Raw genomic sequence first — 25534 nt, 5'->3', positions numbered from 1 at the left:
TCAGAGTCTGCGGGTCAGCCATGCCGCTGCGGTGGAGGAGGCCGCCGCAAGGGCCATGAGCAGCAGTCCGTCCGTGATGAGGCCATGCGGGGTGAGCTGGTGGCCAGCAATGACCAGCTGGTCCGGAATGGTGTGGGAAATGTGGTTGACGATGTCATGTGTCTGCTGATCTTCGGTCAGGGAGCCGAGATTGGCGGTGGCCAGACTGATGAGGTGCGGCAGCAGTGCCCAGCCTGCACCGAGGATGAGCAGTATGGGAGCGAAAAGCTCCGTCAGCTGGATGAGGAAGCTGAACAGGAAATGGGCCAGCGCCCAGATCAGGTTGAGCAGGACACGGCCGGCGAGGATGCCGCCCTGCTGGTGTGAATGGGACCGGGTGCCTGAAAGGAGACGTTCCCCCCGTGCAGAGGAAGAGTGGGCGGAAGAGGGTGATGTATCCATGAATCTTTCAGACCTTCCTGTAAGACAGTCGTGCTGGCAATGGCGTAAAAGAGAGATGGAAAGGTGGGACCGGAAGCCTCCCTGTCCTGTCTCCCTCCCTCTGCACCTAGCTTCAAGAGAGGCGTAATGCAAATCTTACCCACGCTGGACGAAAAAGACGTTCATATTCTCCTTCTGGACCCCGCAGGGCCGGACCACAGCCAGGTGTGCCGGCTCCTGTCCAGCGAGGGAATGGATGTCGTGTGCCGCCAGAGTGCCGAAACCATGCTGGAAGTTCTGGAGGCCCATTGCCGGGAGCGGCGGGTGGACATGGTCATCTGCTGCACGCTCCAGAGAGGCATGAGTGCCGGACAGTTTGTCCGGCGGGCCAAGGCGACCCCCGCCATGCAGGATGTGCCCGTGCTGATGCTCACGGAGGATACCTCTCCCAGGGTGGAGCTGGACTGTTTTGAATGTGGCGCAGATGCCTACCTCTCCAGTTCGGCCCATTCGGACCTGCTGCTGATGCGGATACGCACCATGCTGCATCTTGCCGAGGAAAAGCGTCTCCTCCATCCGCAATGGCATGCGAGGCGGGCACGCGTCGTCATTGTCCGTGCCCCGGAAGATGAAGCTCTGCTGGATTTCTGGAATGATCCTCATATCAATAGCTATGACAGGGCCTCCGAGGGAGCGGAGGATGCGGGGCTGGGAGAGCTGCTCTGGCGGGATGGGCATACCGTGACATCGGTCACGCGTTCCAGCGACCTGCTGAATGGAAGCTGGCTGACAGGGACGGACGGGCCGGACTGCATCGTATTGGAGGACATACGGGACAATGAGGCAGACCTTGCCTTCTGCCGTCTGCTGGATCAGCGTCGTCATGCCCTGAGGGCACAAGGGGGAATCCCTTTCCGCATTCTTGGCATCATCCAGGCGGAGCGTTTCCGGGGTGAGTCCTGTGTGGCCTTTCTGGAAACCGGGCTGGAAGACCTCGTGCCCAGTGACATGACCCCCATGGTGCTTGCCCTGCGCATCCGGGCCATGGTCCGGCGGCGGCGTGAGAATGAAGCCTTCCGGCAGCGGGAGATGGAGCGGCAGCAGTCCGCTCTGGCCCTGGAGGCCGCACAGGCGCAGGCATCACTGGCTGATGCCCTGGCCCGGGCCAATCGTGAACTGGCCCAGATGAATGAGGAGCTTGTGCAGACACAGGCCAGACTGGTCCAGACAGCCAAGATGGCATCGCTGGGGGAGCTGGTGGCCGGTATCGCCCATGAGATCAACAACCCTCTGGCGTTTACGCTCGGTCATGCGGACACGGTTGAGCGGTGCCTGCGCTGGGTGGAGACAACCGGTCAGGGAGAGGAAGGTCAGGCCCGCATCGAGCGGGCCATGACCCGTCTGGCGGCGATGAAGACAGGGCTGGGCCGGATCAGGGACCTTGTCGTGCGTCTACGCCGTTTTTCCCGTCTGGAAGAAGGGCACTGGTGTGAGGTGGATGCTGGCGAGGCCATAGAGATGGGACTGGCCCTGGTCAGCCACCGGCTGAGCCGGGACATTACGGTGGAATGCCAGCTTGAGGCTCCCCGGCAGCTTGTCTGTCAGGAGACGCTGTTCCATCAGGCGGTCATGAACCTCATTGCCAATGCGGCTGATGCCCTGAATGATGCTCGGCAGGACGGGCAGCTGCAGCGCAAGGGGCTGATACGAATTGCGACCCGCCTTTATGATGATGTTTACGAAATTACGGTAAGCGACAACGGTCCGGGCATAAATGAGGCAATCCGCCCCTGGATTTTTGATCCCTTTTTCACCACCAAGGCACAGGGAGAGGGAACCGGGCTGGGGCTTTCAATCGTCCATGGCATCGTGCAGGCTCATGGCGGGACGATTGACATCACGGATGCGTGTGGAGCCGGGAAAAGCTGGCCTGAGGAAAAGCAGGCCGGTGCCGGGCGTGGTGCACATTTTGTGATTCGCCTTCCCGTATACAGGGCGGCAGAAGGATGGGCCGTGCGGGAGCCAAAGCGGCGCAGGGCACAGGAGGAAATGAAACAGCATGAACGAGCCTTACAGTACCAGGGCCCAACCTTGCGTTCTTCTGGTGGATGATGAAGAGGAGATTCTTGTCGCTCTTGGTGATCTGCTGGAGGAAAGCTGCACATTGCTGACGGCGTCGGACCCATGCAGTGCCCTTGCCCTGCTGGAGGCCCACCCGGAAATTTCCGTCATCATTTCCGACCAGCGGATGCCGGGGATGACCGGGGATCAGTTCCTCAGCCGTGCCAGTGCCCGGTCTGATGCCCGTGCTATTCTGATGACGGGTTATGCTGACCTGGAGGCTGTCGTGGCGGCTCTCAATCATGGCAGGATCGTTGCCTATGTGCACAAGCCGTGGGATGCGGACCATGTATTCAGCCTTGTGCATGAGGCGCACAGGACATGGCAGGCACAGCGTGCCCTGAAGGTGGAGCAGGCTCTCCTGCATGGTCTCATGGAAAGCCTGCCATTCGGGCTGGTCTTCTCTGATGCGCAGGGACGGTGCATACGGAGCAACCGGGCCTGTCAGGGGGAATGTGAAAGCGAGCATTATGCGTCCAGTCTGAAGCCGGTGATTTCCCGGCTGCGGGAACAGGTCTGGCATGAGGGACAGGCTGAAGAGCTGTTGGAAATTACGGATGAGACCGGGCAGAGTTCATGGCATGAGATTGTCCGTATGGCCCTGAAATGGCCGGAAGATGTGCCCCTGTCGGAAGCGTGGCAGGTCAGCGTGGATCGTGACGTGACCCGGCGTGTCCTGCTGGAGACACGGCTCAATCGCGGGGAGCGGCTGGAGGCCTTCGGGCGTCTGGCAGGGGGCGTGGCGCATGATTTCAACAATCTGCTCACAATTCTGGGGAGCTGCCTGGAGGCCCTGTCCGGGCAGATGCAGGGTGATGAGAGGGCCCGGACCATTCAGGAGAAGTGGCTGGGGCGGGCGATGGAGACTGTGGAGCGGGGCGAGGGGCTGACCCGTCGCCTGCTCCAGTTTGGCCGTGCGGGGCAGAGTGGCCGGACGGTACAGCCTCTTGACATTGCCCCTTTCCTGGAAGAACGGGCCAGCCTGTTCCGGCAGAGTTTCTATGGGGCGGTCCCGGCTGTCCGTTTCGTGCTGGAGCTGGAAGATGACGGGCCGCTCCCAGTCCTGACCTGTCCGGAACAGCTGGAGATGGCTCTGCTCAATCTGTGTGTGAATGCCCGTGACGCCATGCCGGATGGTGGCACGGTCACGATGGCGGCCCGCCGGATCGCCTATACTCTGCCGGAAGCCCCGCAGGACTGCGTGCAGGGTCAGGCCCTTGCCCTTGAGGTTCGGGATGAAGGTGAGGGCATGAGTGAAGAGGTCCAGAAGCATATTTTTGAGCCATTCTTCACGACCAAGCAGCCGGGAAAAGGGACCGGTCTGGGGCTGGCCGGAATTTACAGTTTTGTCCTGGCTCATCACGGGGATGTGGTGGTGGAGAGTACCCCCGGTCAGGGAACGGTCATGCGGCTCCTGCTGCCCCTGCTGAAAGGCTGAGATAGCGAGATTCTGGATAAGAGCGGTTCCCATTTCCCCTGGTCCGGTTATGATGGCCATGCCTTGATAGATAACGGAAGAGAAGGTGAAGGCATGGCCGAGACGACATCCTGTTTTGTGCAGCCGCAGGAAGATGACGCAGCACAGGCTATTGAGGCCGTTGGTGATGAGCTGGCCCTGTTTGATGACTGGATGGAGCGTTATCAGTACATCATCGAGCTGGGCCGGAAGCTTCCGGCGATTCCGCAGGACTGGCAGAATGATGCGCACCGTGTTCCGGGCTGCCAGAGCCAGGTCTGGCTGGAGGCTGAGGAACGGGAGGGGCGTCTGTTTTTTGCCGGAGCATCGGATGCTGCCATCGTGCAGGGGCTGGTGGCCCTGCTCCTGAGGGTCTATTCCGGTCGGACACGGGACGAGATCATGGCGACCGACCCGGTGTTTCTTCATGATCTCGGGCTGGTGAAGGCCCTTTCAGCCAATCGGGGCAATGGCGTGGAAGCCATGGCACAGGCCATCCGGCAGCGTGCCTCTTCCTGACCTGCATGACTGAAAAAGCCCTTCCGGCCTGAAACCGGAAGGGCTTTTTTCTACAGCTCCTGCTCCACCCCGGGTGAAGGGAGATGGAGCATGGATGGCTGTTCTCAGTGGGTTGCTGCGGCAGCCGGGGCAGAAGCGGCTGGTGCTGTCGGCATGTCGGACTTCATCGGGTTGGTGCTGTCCTTCACGGCATCGGCAGCCTTGCTGGCGGGCTGGGCATCCTGGGTGCTGCATTTGGCAAATTTGCCGCTCTTGTCACGGCAGGGCTTTGCCTTGGGCTTTTCGCACTTTGCAAACTGGCCTTTCTCATTGCGGCAGTGGTGAGCCTTGCCATGAGACGGTGCGGCAAAGGCCATCTGACTGGTCAGGGCACCGGCGATGAGAGCGAACGTAGCCATGCGACGGAACATCATAGAATTTTTCCTTCTGTGAAATGTGGGCAAACAGCCTGTCGATTATTCTATACGGAAGCCCCACGGGGGAATAGTGAAGTCTGCGTCATTTTTCAATAATCAGACCTGTCTATTACCCTATCTTAGGATTCCATCTTAATAAGAAGAAAATACGGGCATGAAAAAAGGGGAGGCCCTGTTCGGGCACTCCCCCTTTTTACTTCGTGATAAACCTTTTTCAGATCATCACTTTTTCCCGTCCTTCTCAGGCAGGGCATAGGCAATCAGATAATCACCCATCCTGCTCAGGAAGGAACCGTGTCCACCAGCATAGGTCACGATGTACTGGCGACCATTGATGCTGTAGGTCATGGGAGCGGACTGTGCCCCGGCGGGGAGGCGGTCTTTCCAGATGACCTTGCCGGTCGTCATGTCATAGGCACGGATGTAGTAATCCTGCGTGGATGTCAGGAAGGCTACGTTGCCAGCCGTGGCCAGCGGGCCACCAAGGCTCGGCACGCCGATCTTGATGGGAGGCAGCTCGATCGGCAGGACAGAGCCATGCAGGGAGTCCCGCAGGGTTCCGTTACGATGCTGCCAGATGACCTTGTTGGTCCGCAGGTCGATCCCGGCAACAGCACCCCACGGCGGCGTGCGGCATGGCAGGAAGAGACCGATCTTGGCCAGAAGCGGATCCAGGAAGGGATGGAGGTTGATGGCGTAGGGAATGCCGTAGTTCGGCTGAAGCCCTGTTTCGCCACCGCTGCCGCCCTTGCTGTTTGCATCCGGCCAGCGCGGGTTGCCTGGTCCACGGGGAACCAGCGTGGAAACGAAGGGAATGGAAATGGGGTTGGTGAAGGCAACTTGACGCCGTGGATCAACGGCCAGACCGCCCCATTCAAACATGCCCAGATCGCCCGGGAAGACCAGCGTGCCCTGTGTGGAAGGCGGCGTATACGGCCCTTCATAGCGCAGGCTGTGGAAATACACGCTGCAGACCATCTGGTCGAGGATCGTTGCCCCCCAGATGTCACGGTCGGACAGCGGGTCTTTCGGGCGCAGGCTCAGGTCAGAATGTGGCTGGGTCGGGCTGGTATGGTCGCCTGTGGCAGCACCACCCGGAGCCGGGATTTCCGGAGCCGGAACGATCGGCTTGCCCGTGCGGCGGTCCAGAACGAAGATGTCACCACTCTTTGTCGGGATATAGATGGCTGGAACGAGGCTGCCATCCTTCTGGGTGATGTCCACAAGGTTGGGCTGTGCGGAAGCATCCATGTCCCACAGGTCGTGGTGGACGGTCTGGTAGAACCAGACGAGCTTGCCCGTGTCGGCATTCAGGGCGATGACACCCGGCGGATAACGCTCGGCATCCTTGTCACGATACCCACCCCACTGGTCAGGCGTACCGACACCCATCGGGATGTACACCATGTTCAGGTTCTTGTCGTAGGACGAGACGGACCAGGAGTTCGGAGAGTTGGGGTGGAAATGCGGATGCTCTTCGCTCGGCATTTCGTTTGGATCGGGATTGGCGGCGTCAAAGACCCAGACAAGCTTGCCCGTGTAGACGTCATAGGCCCGTGTCGCCCCGGAAGGCTGATGGACGGACCCGTTGTCCTTCACCGCACTGTTGACGATGATCAGCTTGTCCGTGATGACCGGCGGTGAGGTCGGTGCATATTCCCCAGCCGTCGTATAGGGCTGGTGGGAGAAGCGCAGGTCCACCTGTCCGTTGTCGCCGAAGCCCTGACAGGCCTTGCCCGTCTGTGCGTCGATTTCGACCATGCGGCCATCATTGACCATGGCGATGATACGCTTGGCGCAGTCCGTCGAGGTGACAGGCTGGCCGCTGCTGTCAACGGCATTGGCGGGCATCGTATGGGCACTGACGCCACGGCATGTCAGGTGCTGGAAGCCCGGATTGACGTTCAGCTTGGGATCGAACACCCATTTCGTTTTCCCGGTCACGGCATCAACGGCGAAGACCTTCTGATGCAGGGAGCAGAAATAGAGGGTGTTGTCGAACTCGAGCGGTGTGGCCTCGTTGGTGGCCTCGCCGGGGTCACGGGACTTGTCCAGCAGGTCGCCCGTGCGCATGACCCACGCCACCTTCAGCTGGCTGACGTTCCGGTCATTGATCTGTGTCAGGGGAGACCAGTGGTTGCCATCCTGTGTGCGGGCGTAGGAGGTCCAGTCACTGTCCGGCACGTTGTCCGGATTTGCCGGGCGGGCGTTGACCTGCTCAGTCGGCAGGGAGCCGCTGATGTCATACGGGTCCATGAAGGCGGACACCACCAGTGCCAGCGCACTGAGGACGACACCGATGCCGAGAGGAATGGTGGCCAGCTGGTTGGCAGCCAGTGCACGACGGATGAAGGGCAGCAGCAGCACGATGCCGATGATGATGACAACATCCAGCCGGGGCACGAGGCTCCAGAGGTTAAGTCCTACGACACAGAGAGCCCAGATGAGCGTGCCGAGCAGCACGACTGCATAGATGGCAATGCCGATCGGCTTCCGCTTGTGGACGAAGAACGCGCTGAGCAGTATGCCCAGCCCGCTGATGAGATAATAGAGGGGACCGCCTTCGCTGATGGCATAGATACCACCAGCAGCCAGCAGCAGGCCGACAATTGCCATGAGGATGGCAACCAGCGAAACCCAGATTCCCCCCGTACGGGAAATGGAGGACATGGATAAGCCTCAGTGTTGTTAAACTCGATCACTCGTTCAAGTGCGACCCCGGCAGGGCTGTCCTGCCACGGATGATGATCTACTGTCTTTAAGCACAGGGAAGGGGCTGCCGGTCAAGCATCTGCGCTCAATAAATTCGGACCGGGTGAGTGCTCCTGCTATCATATTCACGGCAATGTGATGGTATTGCCGGTGGCCGGGTCATGTGGAAAAACATGCGTGCCTGACGTGCTTTTTGCTTGAGGCACGGCAGTGTTGCCCCTATAAGCCCCCTAGGTTGTGCACGCGCCCGGGCCGTATTGATGTGGCATGCCCGGCCGTGCGGTCTCCATTTTCTTCGGGGAATGGGGACTTCAGAACTGAAGGAGATGAAAATGCCCAAGTTGAAGACGAAGTCTTCGGTCAAGAAGCGGTTCAAGATCACCGCGACTGGCAAGGTGACCTGTGGTCCCGGCAACAAACGCCATGGCCTGATTAACCGCCCGCAGAAGATGAAGCGCAGCAACCGTGGTCCGCAGACAATGACGGACATGGATGCCCGTACCGTCAAGCAGTGGGCACCCTACGGGCTGTCATAAGGAGTTAAGAAACCATGGCACGTGTCAAACGGGGTACGACCACCCACGCCCGTCACAAGAAGGTCCTTGATCTCGCCAAAGGCTATCGCGGGCGTTCTTCCACAAACTACCGTATCGCTCTGGAGCGCGTCGAGAAGGCACTGCGTTATGCCTATCGTGACCGCCGCAACAAGAAGCGTGATTTCCGCTCCCTGTGGATCCAGCGCATCAGTGCTGCCGTGCGTGAGCATGGCCTGACCTACAGCCGTTTCATCAACGGTCTGAACAAGGCCGGGATCGAGATTGACCGCAAGGTTCTGGCTGCCATTGCCTATGATGATGCTGCAGCTTTTGCTGAGATCGTGCGCAAGGCTCAGGCAGCCCTGTAAGACGATCCCCCATGCCCTTTCTGCTCCGGTTCGTGCGGACCGTGAGGGGACGGGACTGATGAGTGGCGGGCTGTTCTGGCAACGGAGCAGCCCGCTTTTCTTTCAGGCTGCTTCAGAAACTGTTCACCATCCGGAGCTTCAGGGAGAGACCGGAGGCGGGAAGAGTTTCTGAAACAGGCTCATGAGATGATGGAAGACAGGCTATGGCCAATGACCTTGAAACTCTGAAGGATGAGACACTGGCAGCTCTGAAGCAGGCCAGCACTCACGGTGAATGGGATGCTGTCCGGGTCGGGACGCTGGGACGATCCGGCAGACTGACGGGTTTGCTCCGGCAGCTCGGTTTGTTCTCCCACGAGGAGCGGAAGGAGCGTGGACAGGCTCTCAACCGCCTGCGGGATGAGCTGACGGCCCTGATCGAGCAGCGTGGCAGGGAGATCGAGGAGCTGGCTCTCCAGAAGCGTCTGGCCGAGGAGACGGTGGACATCACCCAACCTCCCGCTTCCGTATCCGCTGGTCTCATTCATCCCGTCAGCCGGACGATTGAAGAGATCACGACCATTTTCGGGGCGATGGATTTCCATGTGGCGGAAGGGCCGGATATTGAAAGTCAGTGGCACAATTTCTCCGCCCTGAACACGCCGGAACATCACCCGGCCCGGACCGAGCAGGACACGTTCTATCTCCCGGCCGTCGGCGACAGTGAAGAACTCCGGGTGCTGCGGACGCAGACATCCGGTGTGCAGGTCCGCACCATGCTGGGTGAGACGCCGCCCATCCGCATCATTGCACCGGGCCGCACCTATCGTGCCGACCATGATGCTACCCATTCCCCCATGTTCCATCAGTGTGAGGGGCTGGTCATCGAGAAGGGCATCACGCTGGGTCATCTGAAGGGCTGCCTGACGGAGTTTCTGCGGGCATTCTTCAACCAGCCTGATCTGCCGGTCCGGTTCCGGGCCTCCTACTTTCCCTTCACCGAGCCATCCATGGAAATCGACATTGGCTGGTCACGGGAGACTGGCGTGATCGGTGCCGGGGCGGACTGGCTGGAAGTTCTGGGGGCTGGCATGGTCCATGCCCGTGTGCTGGGCAATTGCGGGCTGGACCCGGCAGAGTGGCAGGGCTTTGCCTTCGGCATGGGGATCGAGCGTCTGGCCATGTTGAAGAACGGCATCACGGACCTGCGCTCCTTCTATGAGAGTGACCTGCGCTGGCTGCGTCATTATGGTTTTTCATCACTGTCCCCGGCAACGCTGACGGAGGGTTTCTGACATGAAGTTTTCACTCTCATGGCTGCGGGATCATCTCGATTTCACGGCCTCTCTGGAAGAGATCTGCGCGACGCTCAACCGCATCGGCCTTGAGGTTGAAGGCGTTGATGATCCGACGGAACGTCTGGCCGGATTCCGTACGGCAAAGATTCTGGAGGCCACCCGTCATCCGGATGCCGACCGCCTCCAGCTCTGCCGTGTCTCTGCTGGTCAGGGCTTCGAGGAAGTTCAGGTCGTCTGTGGTGCGCCGAATGCCCGCACGGGATTGCACGTCATTTTCGCCCCACCGGGGACGTATATTCCCGGCAGTGACATGACGATCAAGCCGGGGAAAATCCGGGGCCAGACCAGTAACGGGATGCTCTGCTCCCTGCGGGAACTCGGGATCGGTGAAGAATCCAACGGCATTGCCGAGCTGCCTGATGGTACGCCACTGGGTGAAGATTATGTCCGTCATGCCAGGCTGGATGATCCGGTCATCGAGATTGCCATTACCCCCAATCGTGGCGATGCGCTGAGCGTCCGGGGGGTTGCCCGTGATCTCGCTGCGGCCGGTCTGGGCACGCTGAAGCCGTGGCTGACGGAAACGCTGGAAGGGCAGGGTGAAAGCCCGATCCGCTGGGAGCTGGATCATCCGGCCTGTTCCTACGCTACCGGGCGTCTGATCCGTGGCGTGAAGAATGGCCCCAGCCCGGCATGGCTGAAGCGGCGTCTGGAGAGCGTGGGGCTGCGGTCCCAGTCGGCCCTGGTGGACGTGACCAATTATCTGATGATGAACATTGGCCGCCCTCTGCATGTATTCGATGCCACCCGTCTGACGGGTGACAGGCTGTCCCTGACATCCGGCAAGGGGGAGCATTTCCGTGCTCTGGATGGGCAGGAGCTTGTTCTGGGTCCGGATGATCTCGTCATTGCGGATGAAGCCGGTGTGCAATCTCTGGCGGGCATCATTGGTGGCGAGGCCAGCGCCGTCACGGTGGAAACGGTCGACGTGTTCGTGGAGTCCGCCCTGTTCGACCCCGTGCGCATTGCCCTGACGGGCCGTCGCCTTGGTGTGCAGACGGATGCCCGTTACCGCTTCGAGCGTGGGGTGGACCCGGCTCTTGTCCGTTCCGGCTTGGAGGCAGCCACGGCTCTGATCGTGGAGCTGTGCGGCGGTACACCGAGTGAGGTGACTGAAGCCGGTGCAGAACCGGCATGGCAGAGAACGGCCAGCCTGCGTTTCGAGCGTCTTTCCACGCTGGGCGGTCTCGAGATTGAGGCGGACAGGGCCGTGGAGATTCTGGAGGCTCTGGGGTTCGAGGTGCAGGACCGCACGGCAGAGAAGGCGATTTTCGCCGTGCCGTCATGGCGTCATGATGTGGCAGCAGGGCATGGTCTGGCACAGGCCGAAACACTGGATGCCGCCATCGCCGGGAAGGCCGCCGCCAGTGTGGATGCCATGGAGGCCGAGGCCGATCTGGTCGAGGAAGTCCTGCGTATCCGTGGTCTGGATGAAGTTCCGGCTCTCTCTCTGCCTCGGACCCATATGGTGCCGTCTCCAGCCGTGACGTCTCAGCAGGGCAGAGCGGCTCTGCTGCGCCGCCTGTGTGCGGGACGTGGCCTGATGGAGACGGTTGGCTTCTCCTTCGTGTCCGATCAGGATGTGGCCCTGTTTGAAGAGGGGCGGGAGCAGGACCGTCTGCTGAATCCGATCGCAACGGACCTGAACCAGCTCCGTTCGACGCCCGTCATCAATCTGCTGCGGGCATTGGGGCGTAATCTGGCTCATGGACAGGGCTTTGCGGGGGATGCGTCCTTCTTCGAGCTTGGCCCCTGTTTCGGGCAGCAGGGTAATCGTGTGGTGCTGGCTGGCGTGCGTGGGGGCGTGAGTGCCCGTGCTCCCGGTCAGCCCGCCGAGGAACCGTCATGGATGGATGCCAAGGCGGACCTGATGGCGGCTCTGGCTGCTCTTGGCGTGGCTGAAGCATCCCTGAGCAGTACGCCGGATGCACCGGGTTATTACCATCCGGGCCGTTCCGGTGTCGTGCGGCAGGGGCCAAAGCTCATGCTGGGCAGTTTCGGGGAGCTGCATCCCCGTGTAGCCCGCCATTTTGGCCTGAGTGGTACGGTGGCCGTCTTTGAGGTGACGCTGGACAAGGTGCCGCTGCCCAAGGTGAAGCGGAAAGCGGCTCCGGCCCTGTCGGCCCTTCAGCCCGTGCGGCGTGATTTCGCCTTCCTTGCGGACGGGAACGTTCAGATTCAGGATGTTCTGAAAGCCGTGCGGATGGCAGATCGTAAGCTGATTATGGATGTGCGTCTTTTCGACATTTTTGAAGGCGGGTCCGTCCCGGCCGGGCATCGGTCTCTTGGTGTGGAGGTGACCCTCCAGCCACAGAAGGACAGCCTGACGGATGCACAGCTTGACGCCCTGATGGCAGCAGTGGAAGCTGCCGTGCAGAAAGCCACGGGGGCCACGCTCCGTCGCTGATCCCCTGAAAACAGCGAGACGAAGGGAACGGATGTCATGGTGGATGTGGGTGCTCCTGTCGAAGGTGAGGTTCCCCTTCACCATCATGGCCGGGTGATCTGGATTCTCGCAGGGGAACCGAGTGGGGACAGCATTGGTGCCCGCCTGATGCAGGCCCTGCACCGTATTGACCCGACACTGGTTTTTGCCGGTGTCGGGGGCGGACGGATGGAAGCAAGGGGGCTGCGGAGTCTCTTCCCGATGGAGGAGCTGACGGTCATGGGCTTCATGGAAGTCCTGCCCCGGCTGCGCCTGCTGTCCCAGCGGCTGCTGGAGGCGCAGCAGGATATTGAACTCCGTCGCCCGGATATCGTCATCACGATTGACAGCCCGGGATTTTCCTTCCGTCTTCTGAAGCGCATCCGCAGGCTGAATGTCCGGCGGCTGCATTATGTGGCTCCGCAGGTCTGGGCATGGCGGGAGAACAGGGTCAGACAGTATCGTGGCCTGTGGGACAGTCTGCTCTGTCTCTTTCCTTTTGAACCGGCATGGTTTGCGGAGCGGGGAATACAGGCCAGCTTTGTGGGGCATCCCATCTTGCAGTCCGGCGTGGCGCATGGGGATGCGGAGCGTTTTCACAAGCGGCATGACCTCAGACCGGGCAGCCCCATCCTGATCCTCATGCCGGGGAGCCGGTCATCGGAAGTTCCGAAACTGCTGCCGGTGTTCGAGAAAACGCTCAGGATTCTTCATGAGCGTTTCCCGGACCTTCAGCCTGTCATTCCGGCCACGTCCGGCATGGCACCGCTGGTCAGGAAAATGGTGCGGCACTGGGCCGTTCATCCGTCAATCCTGACGGATACGGAAGACAAGCACGATGCCATCCGGGCTGCTGACTGTGCGCTGACCAAATCAGGGACGTCCATTCTGGAGCTGGCCATCGGGCGGGTCCCGATGGCGGTGACTTACAAGGTCAACCCTCTGTCCGCTCTGCTGGGGCGTCTGTTCCTGCGCCTGCCCTATGTGTCCATGATCAACATTCTGGCAGGGCGGGAGGTCGTGCCGGAGCTTATCCAGCATGACTGCACTCCCCAGAAACTGGCTGACGAGATCACGGCCCTTCTGACGGACGAAGCAAAGCGCAGGGCACAGCAGGAGGCGTTCGGGAACATTCTGGCGATGCTGGAGGCTCCGGATGGAGACCTGCCTGCCGTGGCAGCGGCAAAGCAGGTGCTGGAGCTTATGGAAACACCACTTTCTGAAATACGGGCCTCATGAAAAAAGGCCTGCCCCTCATGAAGAGGGCAGGCCTTTTTCCGTGCAGAGGAGATTGCTGCCTTAACGCAGGAACCCGACCAGCTTTTCCGCTTCACTGACGATGGGTTCGGAGACCGCACGGGCACGTTCAGCCCCCTGACGGAGAACCTGCATGAGATGGGCCTTGTCATCCATCAGGCGGCGGGTTTCATCGGCGACGGGGGCCAGAGTCTCGACCAGCAGGTCAGCCAGTGCCTGCTTGAAGGTGCCGAAGCCCTGTCCGGAGAACTGGGTCAGCACGTCAGCCAGTGTCCTGCCGGACATGGCGGCATAGATGGTCAGCAGGTTGCGGGCTTCCGGGCGGCCTTCCAGTCCGGCTTCCTCACTGGGGAGAGGCTCGGCATCCGTGCGGGCCTTGCGGATTTTCTGGGTAATCGCATCCGCCGTGTCATTCAGGATGATGCGGCTCTGGTCGGATGGGTCGGATTTGGACATCTTCTTGCTGCCATCACGCAGACTCATCACACGGGCGGCATGAGGCGGGATGAGCGGCTCGATCAGCGGGAAGAACTCGACACCCATGTCATGATTGAATTTCTGGGCGATGTCATTGGCCAGCTCGAGATGTTGTCGCTGGTCATCCCCGACAGGAACCCGTGTGGCATGGAAGGCCAGAATGTCGGCAGCCATCAGGTTGGGATAGACATAGAGACCGGCTGAATGGTTTTCCCGGTTCTTGCCTGCCTTGTCCTTGAACTGCGTCATGCGGTTCAGCCAGCCAAGGCGGGACACGCAGTTGAAAATCCAGCCGAGGCGGGCATGGGCACTGACGGCAGACTGGTTGTATAGGCGGGTCGGGTCAATACCGGAGGCCAGGAGACAGGCTGTGGAGGCGAGCGTCTGTTCACGCAGGGCCTCTGGAGACCACGGCATGGTCAGGGAGTGCATGTCCACGAGGCAGAACAGGCAGTCATGGTCTTTCTGCAGGGTGACCCAGTTGCGGATCGCTCCGAGATAGTTGCCAAGATGAGGAATACCGGTTGGCTGAATGCCTGAAAAAACACGCTGCATGAACATGGTCCTGGCAGAAGGAGAAGACAAAAACCGCCCCGCTCAGAGATGAGGGGACGGCGGTGTGCCCTGCGGGCAGGGCAGATGAAAAAGCGGGATGGCCTTATTGCAGGGAGTTGTCATCCTCAACACCCAGAAGCTGGATCTTGAAGATCAGCGGGCTGTTGGGGGGAATGATTCCCATGGACCGCTTGCCATAGCCCAGCTTGGGGGGGACGTAGAGTTCCCATGTATCGCCGACGCGCATCATGGGCAGTCCTTCCATCCAGCCTTCGATGACGCCATCCAGAGGCATTTCCATATAGGCGGCACCGGTGTGCATTTCCGAGGCGTCAAAAATGCCGCCATCGGGCAGACGACCCTCGTAAATGACCATCATGGTGCCCCCTTTCTGCGGATGGGGAGCATCCTTGGGGCCGGATTTCAGCACCTTGTAGGCGAGACCATCAGGCAGTTTCTGCACGCCCGGCTGTTTATAGACCTGGTCCATGAACTGCTGGGGTGTCAGGTCCGGTTTGGGGCCGCCGGAACAGGCAGTCAGACCAAGCAGACCAGCCAGCACACAGGCTGGCAGATAGCGGAAGAGGGAACGCGGACGGTGGGACATGGAGACGCCTCTTTGCAAGCTGGGGAGAAGAGACAGCCCTGCCGGACCAGCATGATCCGGCAGGGGGAAAGGACACAGGGTCAGGGCGTACCGCCACGGCGTCCTTTATTGGCACCCAGTCGCAGACGGAGCGCATTGAGGCGGATGAAGCCCTGGGCATCCACCTGATTATAGGCACCTTCGTCATCCTCGAAGGTCACGACACGGGCGTCATACAGGCTGTCGGGGCTTTCACGGCCCACGCAGATGACATTGCCCTTGTAGAGCTTCAGGCGGACACGGCCATTGACGGAGTTCTGGCTGCTGTCGATCAGGGCCTGGAGCATGTGGCGTTCCGGGGAGAACCACAGGCCGTTATAGATCAGCTCGGCATAGCGGGGCATGATGCTGTCCTTGAGATGGGCAGCTTCACGGTCCAGTGTGATGGATTCCATGGAACGATGAGCCTGAAGCAGGATGGTTCCGCCAGGCGTTTCGTAAATCCCGCGGGACTTCATGCCGACAAAGCGGTTCTCCACGATGTCGAGACGGCCAATGCCGTTGGCCTTGCCCAGCTCGTTGAGGCGGGCGAGCAGGCTGGCCGGAGACAGGGCCTCACCATTGATGGCCACCGGGTCGCCATGCTTGAAATCGATGGTGATTTCGGTGGCCTTGTCCGGTGCGGCTTCCGGGGAGATGGTGCGCTGGAAGACGATCTCATCCGGCGGCAGGGAGGGGTCTTCCAGAATTTTCCCTTCGGAGGAAGAATGCAGCAGGTTGGCATCCACGGAGAAGGGGGCCTCGCCCCGCTTGTCCTTGGTGACGGGAATCTGGTTCTTCTCGGCAAAGTCCAGCAGCCTGGTGCGGGAGGTCAGGTCCCATTCACGCCACGGCGCAATGACCTTCACATCTGGCTTCAGGGCATAATAGGCCAGCTCGAAGCGGACCTGATCGTTGCCCTTGCCTGTTGCACCATGCGCCACGGCATCGGCCCCGACAGCCTCGGCAATCTCGATCTGACGCTTGGAGATCAGCGGGCGGGCGATGGAGGTGCCCAGCAGGTACTGACCTTCATAGACCGTGTTGGCCCGGAACATCGGGAAGACGTAATCCTTGACGAAGGTCTCCCGCAGGTCTTCGACAAAGATTTCCTTCACGCCGAGGGATTCAGCCTTGCGGCGTGCGGGTTCCAGCTCTTCTCCCTGGCCGAGATCAGCCGTGAAGGTGACAACCTCGCAGCCGTAATGCTCCTGAAGCCAGCGGAGAATGACGGACGTATCCAGCCCACCGGAATAGGCCAGAACGACTTTCTTGATGCCTGAGGCTTTGCTCATGGTCGCTATATATCCTCTGCTGAAAGACAGACCCAGATGTCGTCAAAGTTATTATGGTCTTGTAACATCTGTCAGACCATTGGGCCAGAGGCCCACCCCCGCAGGGGAAGGCTCATGCGCCGGTATTGCGGGATTCGGCCTGCCGTTTCCGTTCGCTCTGTGTCTTGAGCTGCCCGCAGGCGGCAAGAATGTCCTTGCCACGGGGCATACGGATGGGGGCGGCGTATCCGGCATCCATGACGATCTGGGCGAAACTGGCCAGACGCTCCCGTGTGGAGGGGCGGAAGTCCGATCCCGGCCAGGGATTGAAGGGAATGAGATTGACCTTGGCAGGCAGGCCACGGATCAGCCGCACCAGCTCCCTGGCTTCGGCGTCACTGTCATTCACGTCCCGGATCATGATGTATTCAAAGGTGATGCGGCGGGAGTTGGAGGCGGCCGGATAGCGGTGGCAGGCGGCCATCAGCTCTTCAATCGGGTATTTCCGGTTCAGGGGCACCAGCTGGTCCCGCAGGTCATTGCGGACGGCATGGAGGGAAATGGCCAGATTGATTCCCAGTTCATCACCGCAGCGGTCCATCATGGGCACGACGCCTGAGGTGGACAGCGTGATGCGGCGTCGGGAGAGGGCGATGCCTTCGCCATCCATGATGATCTTCATGGCCTTGGCGACATTCTCGTAATTATAGAGCGGTTCCCCCATGCCCATCAGCACGATGGTGGAGAGCAGGCGGGGCGTGTCTCCCTTGGGGCTGGGCCATTCACCATAGCTGTCCCGTGCGGCCATGAACTGCCCGACAATTTCGGCAGCACCCAGATTGCGGACAAGTTTCTGCGTACCCGTATGGCAGAAGGTGCAGGACAGGGTGCAGCCCACCTGGGAGGAAATGCAGACAGCCCCCCGGTCTTCCCGCCGGTCCGGGATATAGACGGTTTCCGCCTCCTGCCCGTCACGGAAGCGGAATAGGAATTTGCGGGTATCATCCCTGGAGGTCTGCTGCGTTGTCAGGCTGGGGCGGCCAACGATGAAATGCTTTTCCAGCTTGGCCTGTAATGGTTTGGCAATGGTGGACATGAGGGAAAAGTCCGTCACGCCCTGATGGTATATCCAGTGCCAGAGCTGCTTGGCCCGGAAGGGCTTCTCGCCGATCTCGGTCAGGACCTCGGCCAGCTCTTCCCGGGAGAGACCGACCAGTTCACGCCGCCCGTCTTCCGTGACGGGTGTGGGGGGTGCAAAAAGGGCGGATTTGGCTTCGATGCGTCTGCGTTCGCTCTCATTGAGGGCATTCACGGCATCGGAGGAAACAGGGGAAGAAGAAGGCATCGGATGTGTCATGGGGCGGCTATAGCACGGGAACCCGTTTACGGGTCAGAAAAGTGATGGGGTGAGGCAGAATGACCTAGAGTGCGCCTTTGCGGGCAGCAATGAGGAATTCCTTATTGCCTTCCGGCCCCGTGATCGGGCTGGGAACAAGGCCGAGAATGGTCCAGCCGGGGAGAGCGGCAAACCAGTCCGTTATGTCCTGACAGACACGGTCATGCACCGCCGGGTCACGTACGACCCCCTTGGGGCCAATATCAGCCCGGCCCGCCTCGAACTGGGGCTTGATGAGGGCCACGGCCCACGCGCCCTCTTTTGCCATGCCAAGGGCTGGAGCCAGAACGGTTTTCAGGCTGATGAAGCTGGCATCACAGACGACAATATCCGGGGCTTCTGGCACATGCTCTGCACTCAGATGGCGGGCATTTGTTTTTTCCAGCACCACGACACGCTCATCGGAGCGGATTTTCCATGCCAGCTGGCCATGCCCGACATCCACGGCATAGACTTTTGCCGCCCCGTTCTGGAGCAGAACGTCGGTAAAGCCTCCTGTCGAGGCTCCGACATCCACGGCGATTTTCCCTTCTGCGGAGAGCGGGAAATGCTCCAGCGCATGAGCCAGTTTCAGCCCGCCACGGGAGACCCAGGGGTGATCCTGCCCCTTCAGGGTCAGGGGCATGTCTTCAGCAAGCTGGTCCCCTGCTTTTTTGACGGGCTTGTCACCATGCGGGCCAGCATAGACCAGCCCGGCCATGATGAGGGCCTGCGCCCGGCTGCGTGTTTCGACCAGCCCCCTTTCCACAAGGAGCTGGTCCGCACGGCGTTTGGCCATCAGGCCCCGGCCTTCCCATCAAGGGTTCTGCGGGCCAGATCGGCAATGTGATGGGCTGTCAGGCCTGCTTCCTCGTACTGGGCAGCGGGCGTGTTGTGGTCGATCCACGTATCGGGCAGAGCCATCGGGCGGAAGCGGACCTGATCCAGCAGGCCGGTTGCGGCCAGATGCTGTACGACCTGCGTGCTGAAGCCACCCGGTGCGCCATCCTCAATGGTGATGAAGGCTCTGTGTTGGCGGGCAAGCTGTTCGATCAGGGCACCATCAACCGGCTTGGCAAAGCGGGCATCAGCCACGGTGACGGCAATACCTTCTTTTTCCAGCGTTTCGGCAGCCTTCAGGGCTTCATGCAGGCGGGGGCCAAGGGCGAGGATGGCCACGCCTTCGCCTTCGGAAGCACGCACGATGCGGCCTTTGCCGATTTCCAGAATTTCACCCTGTTCAGGAAGCTTCAGACCAAACCCGGCCCCACGGGGATAGCGCAGGGCAATCGGTCCGCTGTCGTGCGTCCAGGCCGTGGCGGTCATATGGAGCAGTTCCAGTTCGTCCGACGGAGCCATGACGGTCATGTTCGGCAGGCAGCAGAGATAGTTGAGGTCGAAAGACCCGGCATGGGTGGCCCCGTCAGCTCCGACCAGACCGGCACGGTCCACGGCAAAGCGGACAGGCAGATTCTGGAGGGCCACGTCATGCATGACCTGATCATAGGCTCGCTGGAGGAACGTGGAATAGATGGCGCAGAATGGGCGCATTCCCTCGCTGGCGATGCCGGCAGCAAAGGTCACGGCATGCTGCTCGGCAATGCCGACATCAAAGTAACGGTCAGGGTGCTGCTGGGCCATTTTGTCCAGCCCCGTGCCAGACGGCATGGCGGCCGTGATGGCAACCACCCTGTCATCCTGATTGGCCCGGTGGAGAAGCTCACGGGAGAAAACGTCCGTATAGGTGGGTGGGCCGGCAGGAGCCTTCTGCTGCTTGCCGGTTTCCACGTCGAAGCGGGCGACGGCATGATATTTGTCGCCAGCTGCTTCGGCAGGTTTGTAGCCCCGGCCTTTTTCGGTGATGACGTGCAGCAGGACAGGCCCCTTGTCCTCGGCATCACGCAGGTTGCGCAGGATGGGGACAAGCTGGTTCATGTCGTGCCCGTCCACCGGGCCGATATAATAGAAGCCGAGTTCCTCGAAGAGCGTGCCACCGGTGATCATGCCACGGGCATATTCCTCGGCCCGTTTGGCCGTACGCTCGATGCGGGAAGGAAGCCGCTTGGCCAGCTTGCCCGCCATGTCCCGCAGGGTCAGGAAGCGGCGGGAGGACATCAGACGGCCCAGATAGTTGGACATGGCCCCGACAGGCGGTGCAATGGACATCTCATTGTCATTCAAGATGACGATGAGACGTTCGGCTCCCTTGCCGCCCATGGCACCGGCATTGTTCATGGCTTCATAGGCCATGCCGGCGGAGATGGACCCGTCCCCGATGACGGAGATGACGTTCCGTTCCCGGTAGGAGGGATTCTCTTCCGCATAAAGGTGGTGGGCGACGGCCATGCCCAGTCCGGCGGAAATGGACGTGGATGAGTGGGCGGCCCCGAAGGGGTCGTAGGGGCTTTCGGCGCGGCGCGTGAAGCCGGAGAGGCCCCCCGGCTGGCGCAGCGTGCGGATATGTTCACGACGGCCGGTCAGAATCTTGTGGGGGTAGGCCTGATGGCCCACGTCCCAGATGACCCGGTCATCCGGCGTATTGAACACCGCATGGAGGGCCACTGTCAGCTCGACAACACCGAGGGAGGCACCGAGATGCCCGCCTGTCGTGGAAACGGCATTGATGGTTTCCGAGCGCAGTTCTTCTGCGAGGGTGGTCAGCTGTTCGATGGACAGGTTTTTCATGTCCGCCGGTACGCTTACCCGATCCAGAAGAGGATAACGGCCCAGAGTAGGGATGGAGGAAGACGTGCTCATGGACAATCAGTTCCTGCGTTCAACGAAATAATCAGCGAGGGCACGGAGCGTATCCGCACGGGGACCGAAGGAAGAAAGGGACTGGCGGGCCTGCTCGCTCAGGCGCAGTGCCTCCCTGCGGGCACCGTCGATGCCCAGAAGGGAGACATAGTTGGACTTGCAGGCATCTTCATCCTTGCCTGCCGTCTTGCCCAGTTCTTCAGTGCTGGCCGTGGTGTCCAGAATGTCATCGGCGACCTGGAAGGCCGTACCGAGATCGGCACCATAGCGGACGATGGCCTCACGGCGGGGGTCATCAGCCTTGAGACCGGCCAGAATGGCTCCAGCCTCTGCGGCGTAGCGGATCAGGGCACCGGTCTTCATGGCGTGCAGCCGTCGGACTTTCTCCAGCGGGAGGGCCTTGCCTTCACCACGGATGTCAATGACCTGCCCGCCGACCATGCCGGCACTGCCGGAGGCTCGGGCCAGTGCCAGTGCCAGCTCGGCCCGGATGGCCGGGTCCTTGCTGGTGGCGTCTTCCAGTAGGACTTCAAAGGCACTGGTCTGGAGGGCATCACCAGCGAGAATGGCGAAAGCCTCGTTGAATTTTTTGTGCGTGGAGGGCTGCCCCCGGCGGAGGTCATCATCATCCATGGCTGGCAGGTCATCATGGACGAGGGAATAGGCATGGAGAAATTCGACGGATGCCGCAACACGGAGGGCAGCCTCACGGGAGGCATCAAACAGGGCGGCGATCTCCAGCACGAGGAAGCCACGCAGACGTTTGCCACCATTCAGGGCGGCATAGCGCATGGCTTCAATCAGCAGGGATTCATCCCCGGGAACCATGGGCAGGAGCGCATCAATGCTGGATTCAATATCACGACAGGCCTGATGGAGGGCCTCCTTGAGGGAGAGGGCAGGGCTGTCGGTCATGGAAGGGTCTCCTTGGTGTGGGGCGAGGGGCATCAGTACGCACTGTTTCATCAGAATGGGATTTCATCATCCAGACCCGGAGGGGGGGAACGGCCCGTATCCTGCGGTTTCTGTGCGCTTCTGGTGGGGGATCTGCGGCGGGGGGCGGGAGACGCCTTCTCCGTGGCACCCAGCTCCTCTTCGGAAAGGGAGCCATCGGCATTCTGGACAATGGCCTTCACCCGCATCTCGGCCTCGTCAAGACGTTCTTCACAGTGACGGCGTAGGGCATCCCCCCGCTCATAGGCGGAGATGGCATCTTCCAGCTTCATCTGGCCGCTTTCCAACCCGCGTACGATCTGTTCAAGCTCGGCCAGGGCACTTTCAAAGGAAAGCTGATGGAGTGGTGTCGTCTGTGTCGTACGGGATGTCGTAGGGTCGGGCATGAACTATCCAGCCGGGGTTCAGATCATGAAACTTACAGGGCATTACAGGGATACTGAGATTTTTTCCAGCCCTCATCCTGTCCATTCGGAAAGATCACGGAGCACCGTGAGGCTTTCCGGACTGCCGGCAACGTCCTTTTAAAGGTTTCTGCTGCAGCTCCTCAGGATGTATTTATCGCACGTTTTCTTTAAGGCTTGCCACACGGGATTACATAACAGAGAAAAATGATGGCAAGGTTAACGTTGATAGATATGGCCTTCCACAGACTACCGGATGGTTATCTTTCTAGCGTTTCCATTCATGGAAAAGCCGATACAGGAGGGGCGTGAACAGCGTCCGTGCTTCTCCGGCAGGAAGCTGGGCATAGAGTGCCCCGATGATGGATGGCGAGAACCAGCGGCTGTGCCGTATGGCTTCATGCAGTCCGGCAGCCGTGAGGCCATAGGCCGTGAAGTGGCGGAGGGCGTCTTCCACGGTATCCTGCTTGAAAGAAGGCGTATCCTGCGTCGGGGTGAGGCTCAGAGGTTCGTGATCCGGGAGAGGCTGTCCCGTTGGCTGGAGGATGAGTCGGACAGTCCCTTTCTCGCCTTTTTCAAGCCGTACTGGCAGGCAATCCAGCAGGGCGGAGAAATAGGTGGATGACGGGACGCTGGCGGGCAGATAGGGGCGGCCCGCAGGCTGCTCTGCATGAAGCCATGCAACAGTTTCCATCTCCGGGGGCGGAGCATCCAGCATGGTGAGGCGGAGAGGAATGAGGTCATTCCGGGCCTTCATCGCTTCGGTGGGGTGGAAGCCGATCGCGCTGCTCTGTCTGTCGAGTGCCAGTTGTCCGTCATGGCGATGCAGATGGAACTGCCTGAAGCGGCAGGGCGTTTCCAGCAGGGGTTGTCTGGCCTTCGGGGCAGGGGCCTGGCCGTTCTGTATGGCGTAGCAGGCCCCCATGATCAGGCCCTGGAGGATATGGGCACTGATGTCCAGAGTCCGGGACAGGAGGGCCTGCCCTTTGGCGAAATGCTGGTCGTTGCGGTCGTAATAGCGGCGGGCCTGTGGTGTCCGGCTGCTGGCGGCAGCGTCATGCAGGATGCGGCCGTGGCTCCAGTCCGGCGGGGTCTGGATGTTGGCGAAGGGATCAGGCAGGCCTTGTCGGGCTGAAGGACGGAAGAAGACTCTGGTGACCCGGCTGTCGGGAAAGGTTTCGGAAGCGTGGCTCAGGAACAGGGACCGCGGGTGAGCTATCTGGTCGTCGAAGCGTTGATGCTTCCGCTTGCCCAGCCCCATGAGGCACCAGTTGACGGGAACATGCGTTGTCCGCTGGAAGGCTTCCGGCCCCATGCGGGCTGCCACGTCACTGAAAAAAGTCTCCACGGACTGGTAGCTGGGTGCAAAATACTCATCAACCGCCAGCTGGATGATCCAGTCAAAATGCTGCCCCTCCTGCCGGAGCATCTGCAGCTGGGCATCATGATGGCGTTGCAGGCGGTCCGTTTCCTGCTGGTTGGTGGCCAGCAGGCGGATGTCATAATTGCGGGCTGCCTGTGTCAGAACGTCTTGGCTGCCATCGGTGGAGTGATCGTCACAGATGAGAAGGGCCGAGAATCCTGCTGCCACATGGTGGGCTATCCACCAGCCAAGCCTGTTGGCCTCATTATGGACGCAGAGAAGGGCAGCAGTCAGAACCATGGGTCAGTCCATTTTCAGGGCGGCAAGGAAGGCACTCTGGGGGATTTCAACCTTGCCGAACTGCCTCATGCGTTTCTTGCCCTCCTTCTGTTTTTCGAGGAGCTTGCGCTTGCGGGAAATGTCACCGCCGTAACATTTTGCCGTCACATCCTTGGAAAGTGCCCCCAGCGTCTCACGGGCGATCACCTTGGAGCCAATGGAGGCCTGAATGGCGATCTTGAAGAGCTGGCGGGGGATGAGGTCTTTCAGCTTGGCGCAGATGGCCCGGCCCCGTGTCTCGGCCACGGTGCGGTGGGCGATGAAGGCCAGTGCATCCACCGGCTCGTGATTCACGAGGATGGAGATGCGGACCAGATCACTCTCCTCATAACCATCCATCTGGTACTCGAAGGAGGCGTAGCCCCGTGTGAGGGACTTCAGGCGGTCATAGAAATCGAACACGACCTCATTGAGTGGCAGGCGATAGACGACCATGGCCCGGTCGCCAACATAGGTCAGGTCGATCTGCACGCCACGGCGTTCGGTACAGAGGGTGAGGACGGACCCCAGATATTCATCCCGCACGAGGATGGAGGCCTTGATCCACGGCTCTTCGATATAGTCGATCTTGCTGATTTCCGGCATGTCGGCTGGGTTGTGCAGCTCTTCCACATCGCCGTTGTTCATGTGCATCTTGTACACGACGGAAGGAGCAGTGGCGATGAGGTCCAGATTGAACTCACGGGAGAGCCGTTCCTGAATGATTTCCAGATGCAGCAGCCCGAGGAACCCGCAGCGGAAGCCGAAGCCGAGGGCCGCAGAGGTTTCCGCCTCGAAATGGAAGGAGGCGTCATTCAGCCGCAGCTTGCCCAGACTGGTCCGCAGCTTGTCGAAATCATCCGCATCGACCGGGAAGAGACCACACCAGACGACCGGCACGGACGGCTTGAAGCCGGGGAGGGCCTTCTCCGCCGGGCGGTTGTCCAGCGTGATGGTGTCACCGACATTACAGTCCGCTACGGTCTTGATGGCGGCATTGATGTACCCCATTTCACCTGGACCGAGGGAATCAACCGACTTCATCTTGGGCAGGAACACACCAACCTGATCGACATGATAGGTTGCCCCGGTCTGCATCATGCGGATCTTGTCACCCCGTTTCAGGCGGCCTTCCTTGATGCGGACCAGAATGATGACGCCGAGATAGCTGTCGTACCAGCTGTCCACCAGCAGCCCCTGCAAAGGGGCTTCAGCATCGCCTTTGGGGGCGGGCAGACGCTGGACGAGAGCTTCCAGAACCCCTTCAATGTTCAGGCCCGTCTTGGCACTGATCTCCACGGCATCATCAGCCGGGATGCCGACAACTTCCTCGATCTGGGCACGGACCCGCTCCGGCTCGGCGGCCGGGAGGTCGATCTTGTTGAGAACGGGGACAATCTCATGGTTGGCATCAATCGCCTGATAGACGTTTGCCAGTGTCTGCGCTTCGACCCCCTGCGAGGCATCGACCACCAGAAGTGACCCTTCACAGGCTGCCAGGGAGCGGCTGACTTCATAGGCAAAGTCCACATGGCCGGGTGTGTCCATGAGGTTGAGCGTGTAGACGTTGCCATCCTTGGCGGGATAGGTCAGCCGGACGGTCTGCGCCTTGATGGTGATTCCGCGTTCCTGCTCCAGCTCCATGGAATCAAGAACCTGCCCTTTCATTTCACGGGCGGTCAGGGCACCGCAGGCTTCGATCAGCCGGTCAGCCAGAGTCGATTTGCCGTGGTCAATATGGGCGATGATGGAGAAATTACGGATGAGGTGAAGCGGTGTGTCGGTCATGACGCCCTAATTAGGTGATTCTGGAGGTTCTGTCAGCAGGGTGGGCGGTGGAGGCTGATGCTCTCCACCGCCGGGGC

20 protein-coding genes and 1 pseudogene are annotated in these 25534 nt (G+C 60.5%); 8 read left to right on the top strand and 13 right to left on the bottom strand.

Annotation, left to right across the window (positions count from 1 at the left end):
• On the bottom strand, nt 1-441 hold the full coding sequence (locus NQF87_RS06650; protein WP_266127646.1) for a hypothetical protein: 441 nt from the start codon (nt 439-441) through the stop codon (nt 1-3).
• Between the two features lie 126 nt (nt 442-567).
• Between NQF87_RS06650 and NQF87_RS06645 the strand changes: the two genes are divergently transcribed.
• The 3 genes from NQF87_RS06645 to NQF87_RS06635 all read left to right on the top strand — a co-directional run bounded on the left by NQF87_RS06645 (nt 568) and on the right by NQF87_RS06635 (nt 4516).
• The gene (locus NQF87_RS06645) at nt 568-2532 is read left to right on the top strand and encodes a hybrid sensor histidine kinase/response regulator (RefSeq protein ID WP_266127645.1); all 1965 of its coding nucleotides are present in this window, start codon (nt 568-570) and stop codon (nt 2530-2532) included.
• The gene (locus NQF87_RS06640) at nt 2480-3979 is read left to right on the top strand and encodes an ATP-binding response regulator (RefSeq protein WP_266127644.1); all 1500 of its coding nucleotides are present in this window, start codon (nt 2480-2482) and stop codon (nt 3977-3979) included. Before NQF87_RS06645 ends, NQF87_RS06640 begins: the two co-directional genes overlap by 53 nt.
• 93 nt (nt 3980-4072) lie before the next feature.
• Nucleotides 4073-4516 (top strand): SufE family protein, encoded by a 444-nt coding sequence (locus NQF87_RS06635; RefSeq protein WP_266127643.1) that lies wholly within the window; start codon nt 4073-4075, stop codon nt 4514-4516.
• 104 nt (nt 4517-4620) lie between these two features.
• Here NQF87_RS06635 and NQF87_RS06630 read toward each other — a convergent pair whose 3' ends face one another.
• A complete protein-coding gene (locus NQF87_RS06630) occupies nt 4621-4929 on the bottom strand; it encodes a hypothetical protein (protein ID WP_266127642.1) in 309 nt (102 codons plus the stop codon).
• Nucleotides 4930-5154: 225 nt separating this feature from the next.
• On the bottom strand, nt 5155-7602 hold the full coding sequence (locus tag NQF87_RS06625) for a membrane-bound PQQ-dependent dehydrogenase, glucose/quinate/shikimate family (RefSeq protein WP_266127641.1): 2448 nt from the start codon (nt 7600-7602) through the stop codon (nt 5155-5157).
• A 374-nt stretch (nt 7603-7976) separates the two neighbouring features.
• On the opposite strand from NQF87_RS06625, the gene rpmI reads away from it, so the two are divergent.
• The 5 genes from rpmI to lpxB all read left to right on the top strand — a co-directional run bounded on the left by rpmI (nt 7977) and on the right by lpxB (nt 13549).
• The gene (gene rpmI, locus NQF87_RS06620; RefSeq protein ID WP_043557923.1) at nt 7977-8180 is read left to right on the top strand and encodes a 50S ribosomal protein L35; all 204 of its coding nucleotides are present in this window, start codon (nt 7977-7979) and stop codon (nt 8178-8180) included.
• A gap of 14 nt (nt 8181-8194) precedes the next feature.
• Nucleotides 8195-8548, top strand: coding sequence for a 50S ribosomal protein L20 (gene rplT / locus NQF87_RS06615; RefSeq protein WP_043557924.1), 354 nt, complete (start codon nt 8195-8197; stop codon nt 8546-8548).
• Between the two features lie 203 nt (nt 8549-8751).
• The gene (pheS, locus tag NQF87_RS06610; RefSeq protein ID WP_266127640.1) at nt 8752-9822 is read left to right on the top strand and encodes a phenylalanine--tRNA ligase subunit alpha; all 1071 of its coding nucleotides are present in this window, start codon (nt 8752-8754) and stop codon (nt 9820-9822) included.
• A 1-nt stretch (nt 9823) separates the two neighbouring features.
• Complete coding sequence (pheT, locus tag NQF87_RS06605) at nt 9824-12292, top strand: phenylalanine--tRNA ligase subunit beta (protein WP_266127639.1); 2469 nt, start codon at nt 9824-9826, stop codon at nt 12290-12292.
• A 36-nt stretch (nt 12293-12328) separates the two neighbouring features.
• Nucleotides 12329-13549 carry a lipid-A-disaccharide synthase gene (gene lpxB, locus NQF87_RS06600; protein ID WP_266127638.1) on the top strand — a complete coding sequence of 407 codons (1221 nt, stop codon included), beginning with the start codon at nt 12329-12331 and terminating at the stop codon, nt 13547-13549.
• Between the two features lie 60 nt (nt 13550-13609).
• On the opposite strand, the gene trpS is transcribed toward lpxB, so the two are convergent.
• The 10 genes and pseudogenes from trpS to lepA form a co-directional block, all read right to left on the bottom strand.
• Entirely contained in the window at nt 13610-14599 is a 990-nt protein-coding gene (trpS, locus tag NQF87_RS06595; RefSeq protein ID WP_266127637.1) for a tryptophan--tRNA ligase, read from the bottom strand.
• A 103-nt stretch (nt 14600-14702) separates the two neighbouring features.
• Entirely contained in the window at nt 14703-15206 is a 504-nt protein-coding gene (locus NQF87_RS06590) for an FKBP-type peptidyl-prolyl cis-trans isomerase (RefSeq protein WP_266127636.1), read from the bottom strand.
• Between the two features lie 80 nt (nt 15207-15286).
• Nucleotides 15287-16519, bottom strand: coding sequence for an argininosuccinate synthase (locus NQF87_RS06585; protein WP_266127635.1), 1233 nt, complete (start codon nt 16517-16519; stop codon nt 15287-15289).
• A gap of 112 nt (nt 16520-16631) precedes the next feature.
• The gene (gene rlmN / locus NQF87_RS06580) at nt 16632-17843 is read right to left on the bottom strand and encodes a 23S rRNA (adenine(2503)-C(2))-methyltransferase RlmN (protein ID WP_407652022.1); all 1212 of its coding nucleotides are present in this window, start codon (nt 17841-17843) and stop codon (nt 16632-16634) included.
• Nucleotides 17844-17919: 76 nt separating this feature from the next.
• Nucleotides 17920-18672 (bottom strand): TlyA family RNA methyltransferase, encoded by a 753-nt coding sequence (locus tag NQF87_RS06575; RefSeq protein ID WP_266127633.1) that lies wholly within the window; start codon nt 18670-18672, stop codon nt 17920-17922.
• Complete coding sequence (gene dxs / locus NQF87_RS06570; protein ID WP_266127632.1) at nt 18672-20630, bottom strand: 1-deoxy-D-xylulose-5-phosphate synthase; 1959 nt, start codon at nt 20628-20630, stop codon at nt 18672-18674. The genes NQF87_RS06575 and dxs overlap by 1 nt, the downstream gene beginning before the upstream one ends.
• Nucleotides 20631-20636: 6 nt before the next feature.
• Complete coding sequence (locus tag NQF87_RS06565) at nt 20637-21545, bottom strand: polyprenyl synthetase family protein (protein WP_266127631.1); 909 nt, start codon at nt 21543-21545, stop codon at nt 20637-20639.
• A 161-nt stretch (nt 21546-21706) separates the two neighbouring features.
• Nucleotides 21707-21970: pseudogene (locus NQF87_RS06560) on the bottom strand (exodeoxyribonuclease VII small subunit); the annotation flags it as partial.
• A gap of 286 nt (nt 21971-22256) precedes the next feature.
• Nucleotides 22257-23651, bottom strand: coding sequence for a glycosyltransferase family 2 protein (locus tag NQF87_RS06555; RefSeq protein WP_266127630.1), 1395 nt, complete (start codon nt 23649-23651; stop codon nt 22257-22259).
• A gap of 3 nt (nt 23652-23654) precedes the next feature.
• On the bottom strand, nt 23655-25457 hold the full coding sequence (lepA, locus tag NQF87_RS06550; RefSeq protein ID WP_266127629.1) for a translation elongation factor 4: 1803 nt from the start codon (nt 25455-25457) through the stop codon (nt 23655-23657).
• Between the last annotated feature and the right edge of the window lie 77 nt (nt 25458-25534).

The organism is Bombella dulcis, from assembly GCF_026385505.1.
In the GTDB taxonomy this organism is placed as follows: Bacteria; Pseudomonadota; Alphaproteobacteria; order Acetobacterales; family Acetobacteraceae; genus Bombella; species Bombella dulcis.
This window is presented reverse-complemented; position numbering and strand designations above follow the sequence as displayed.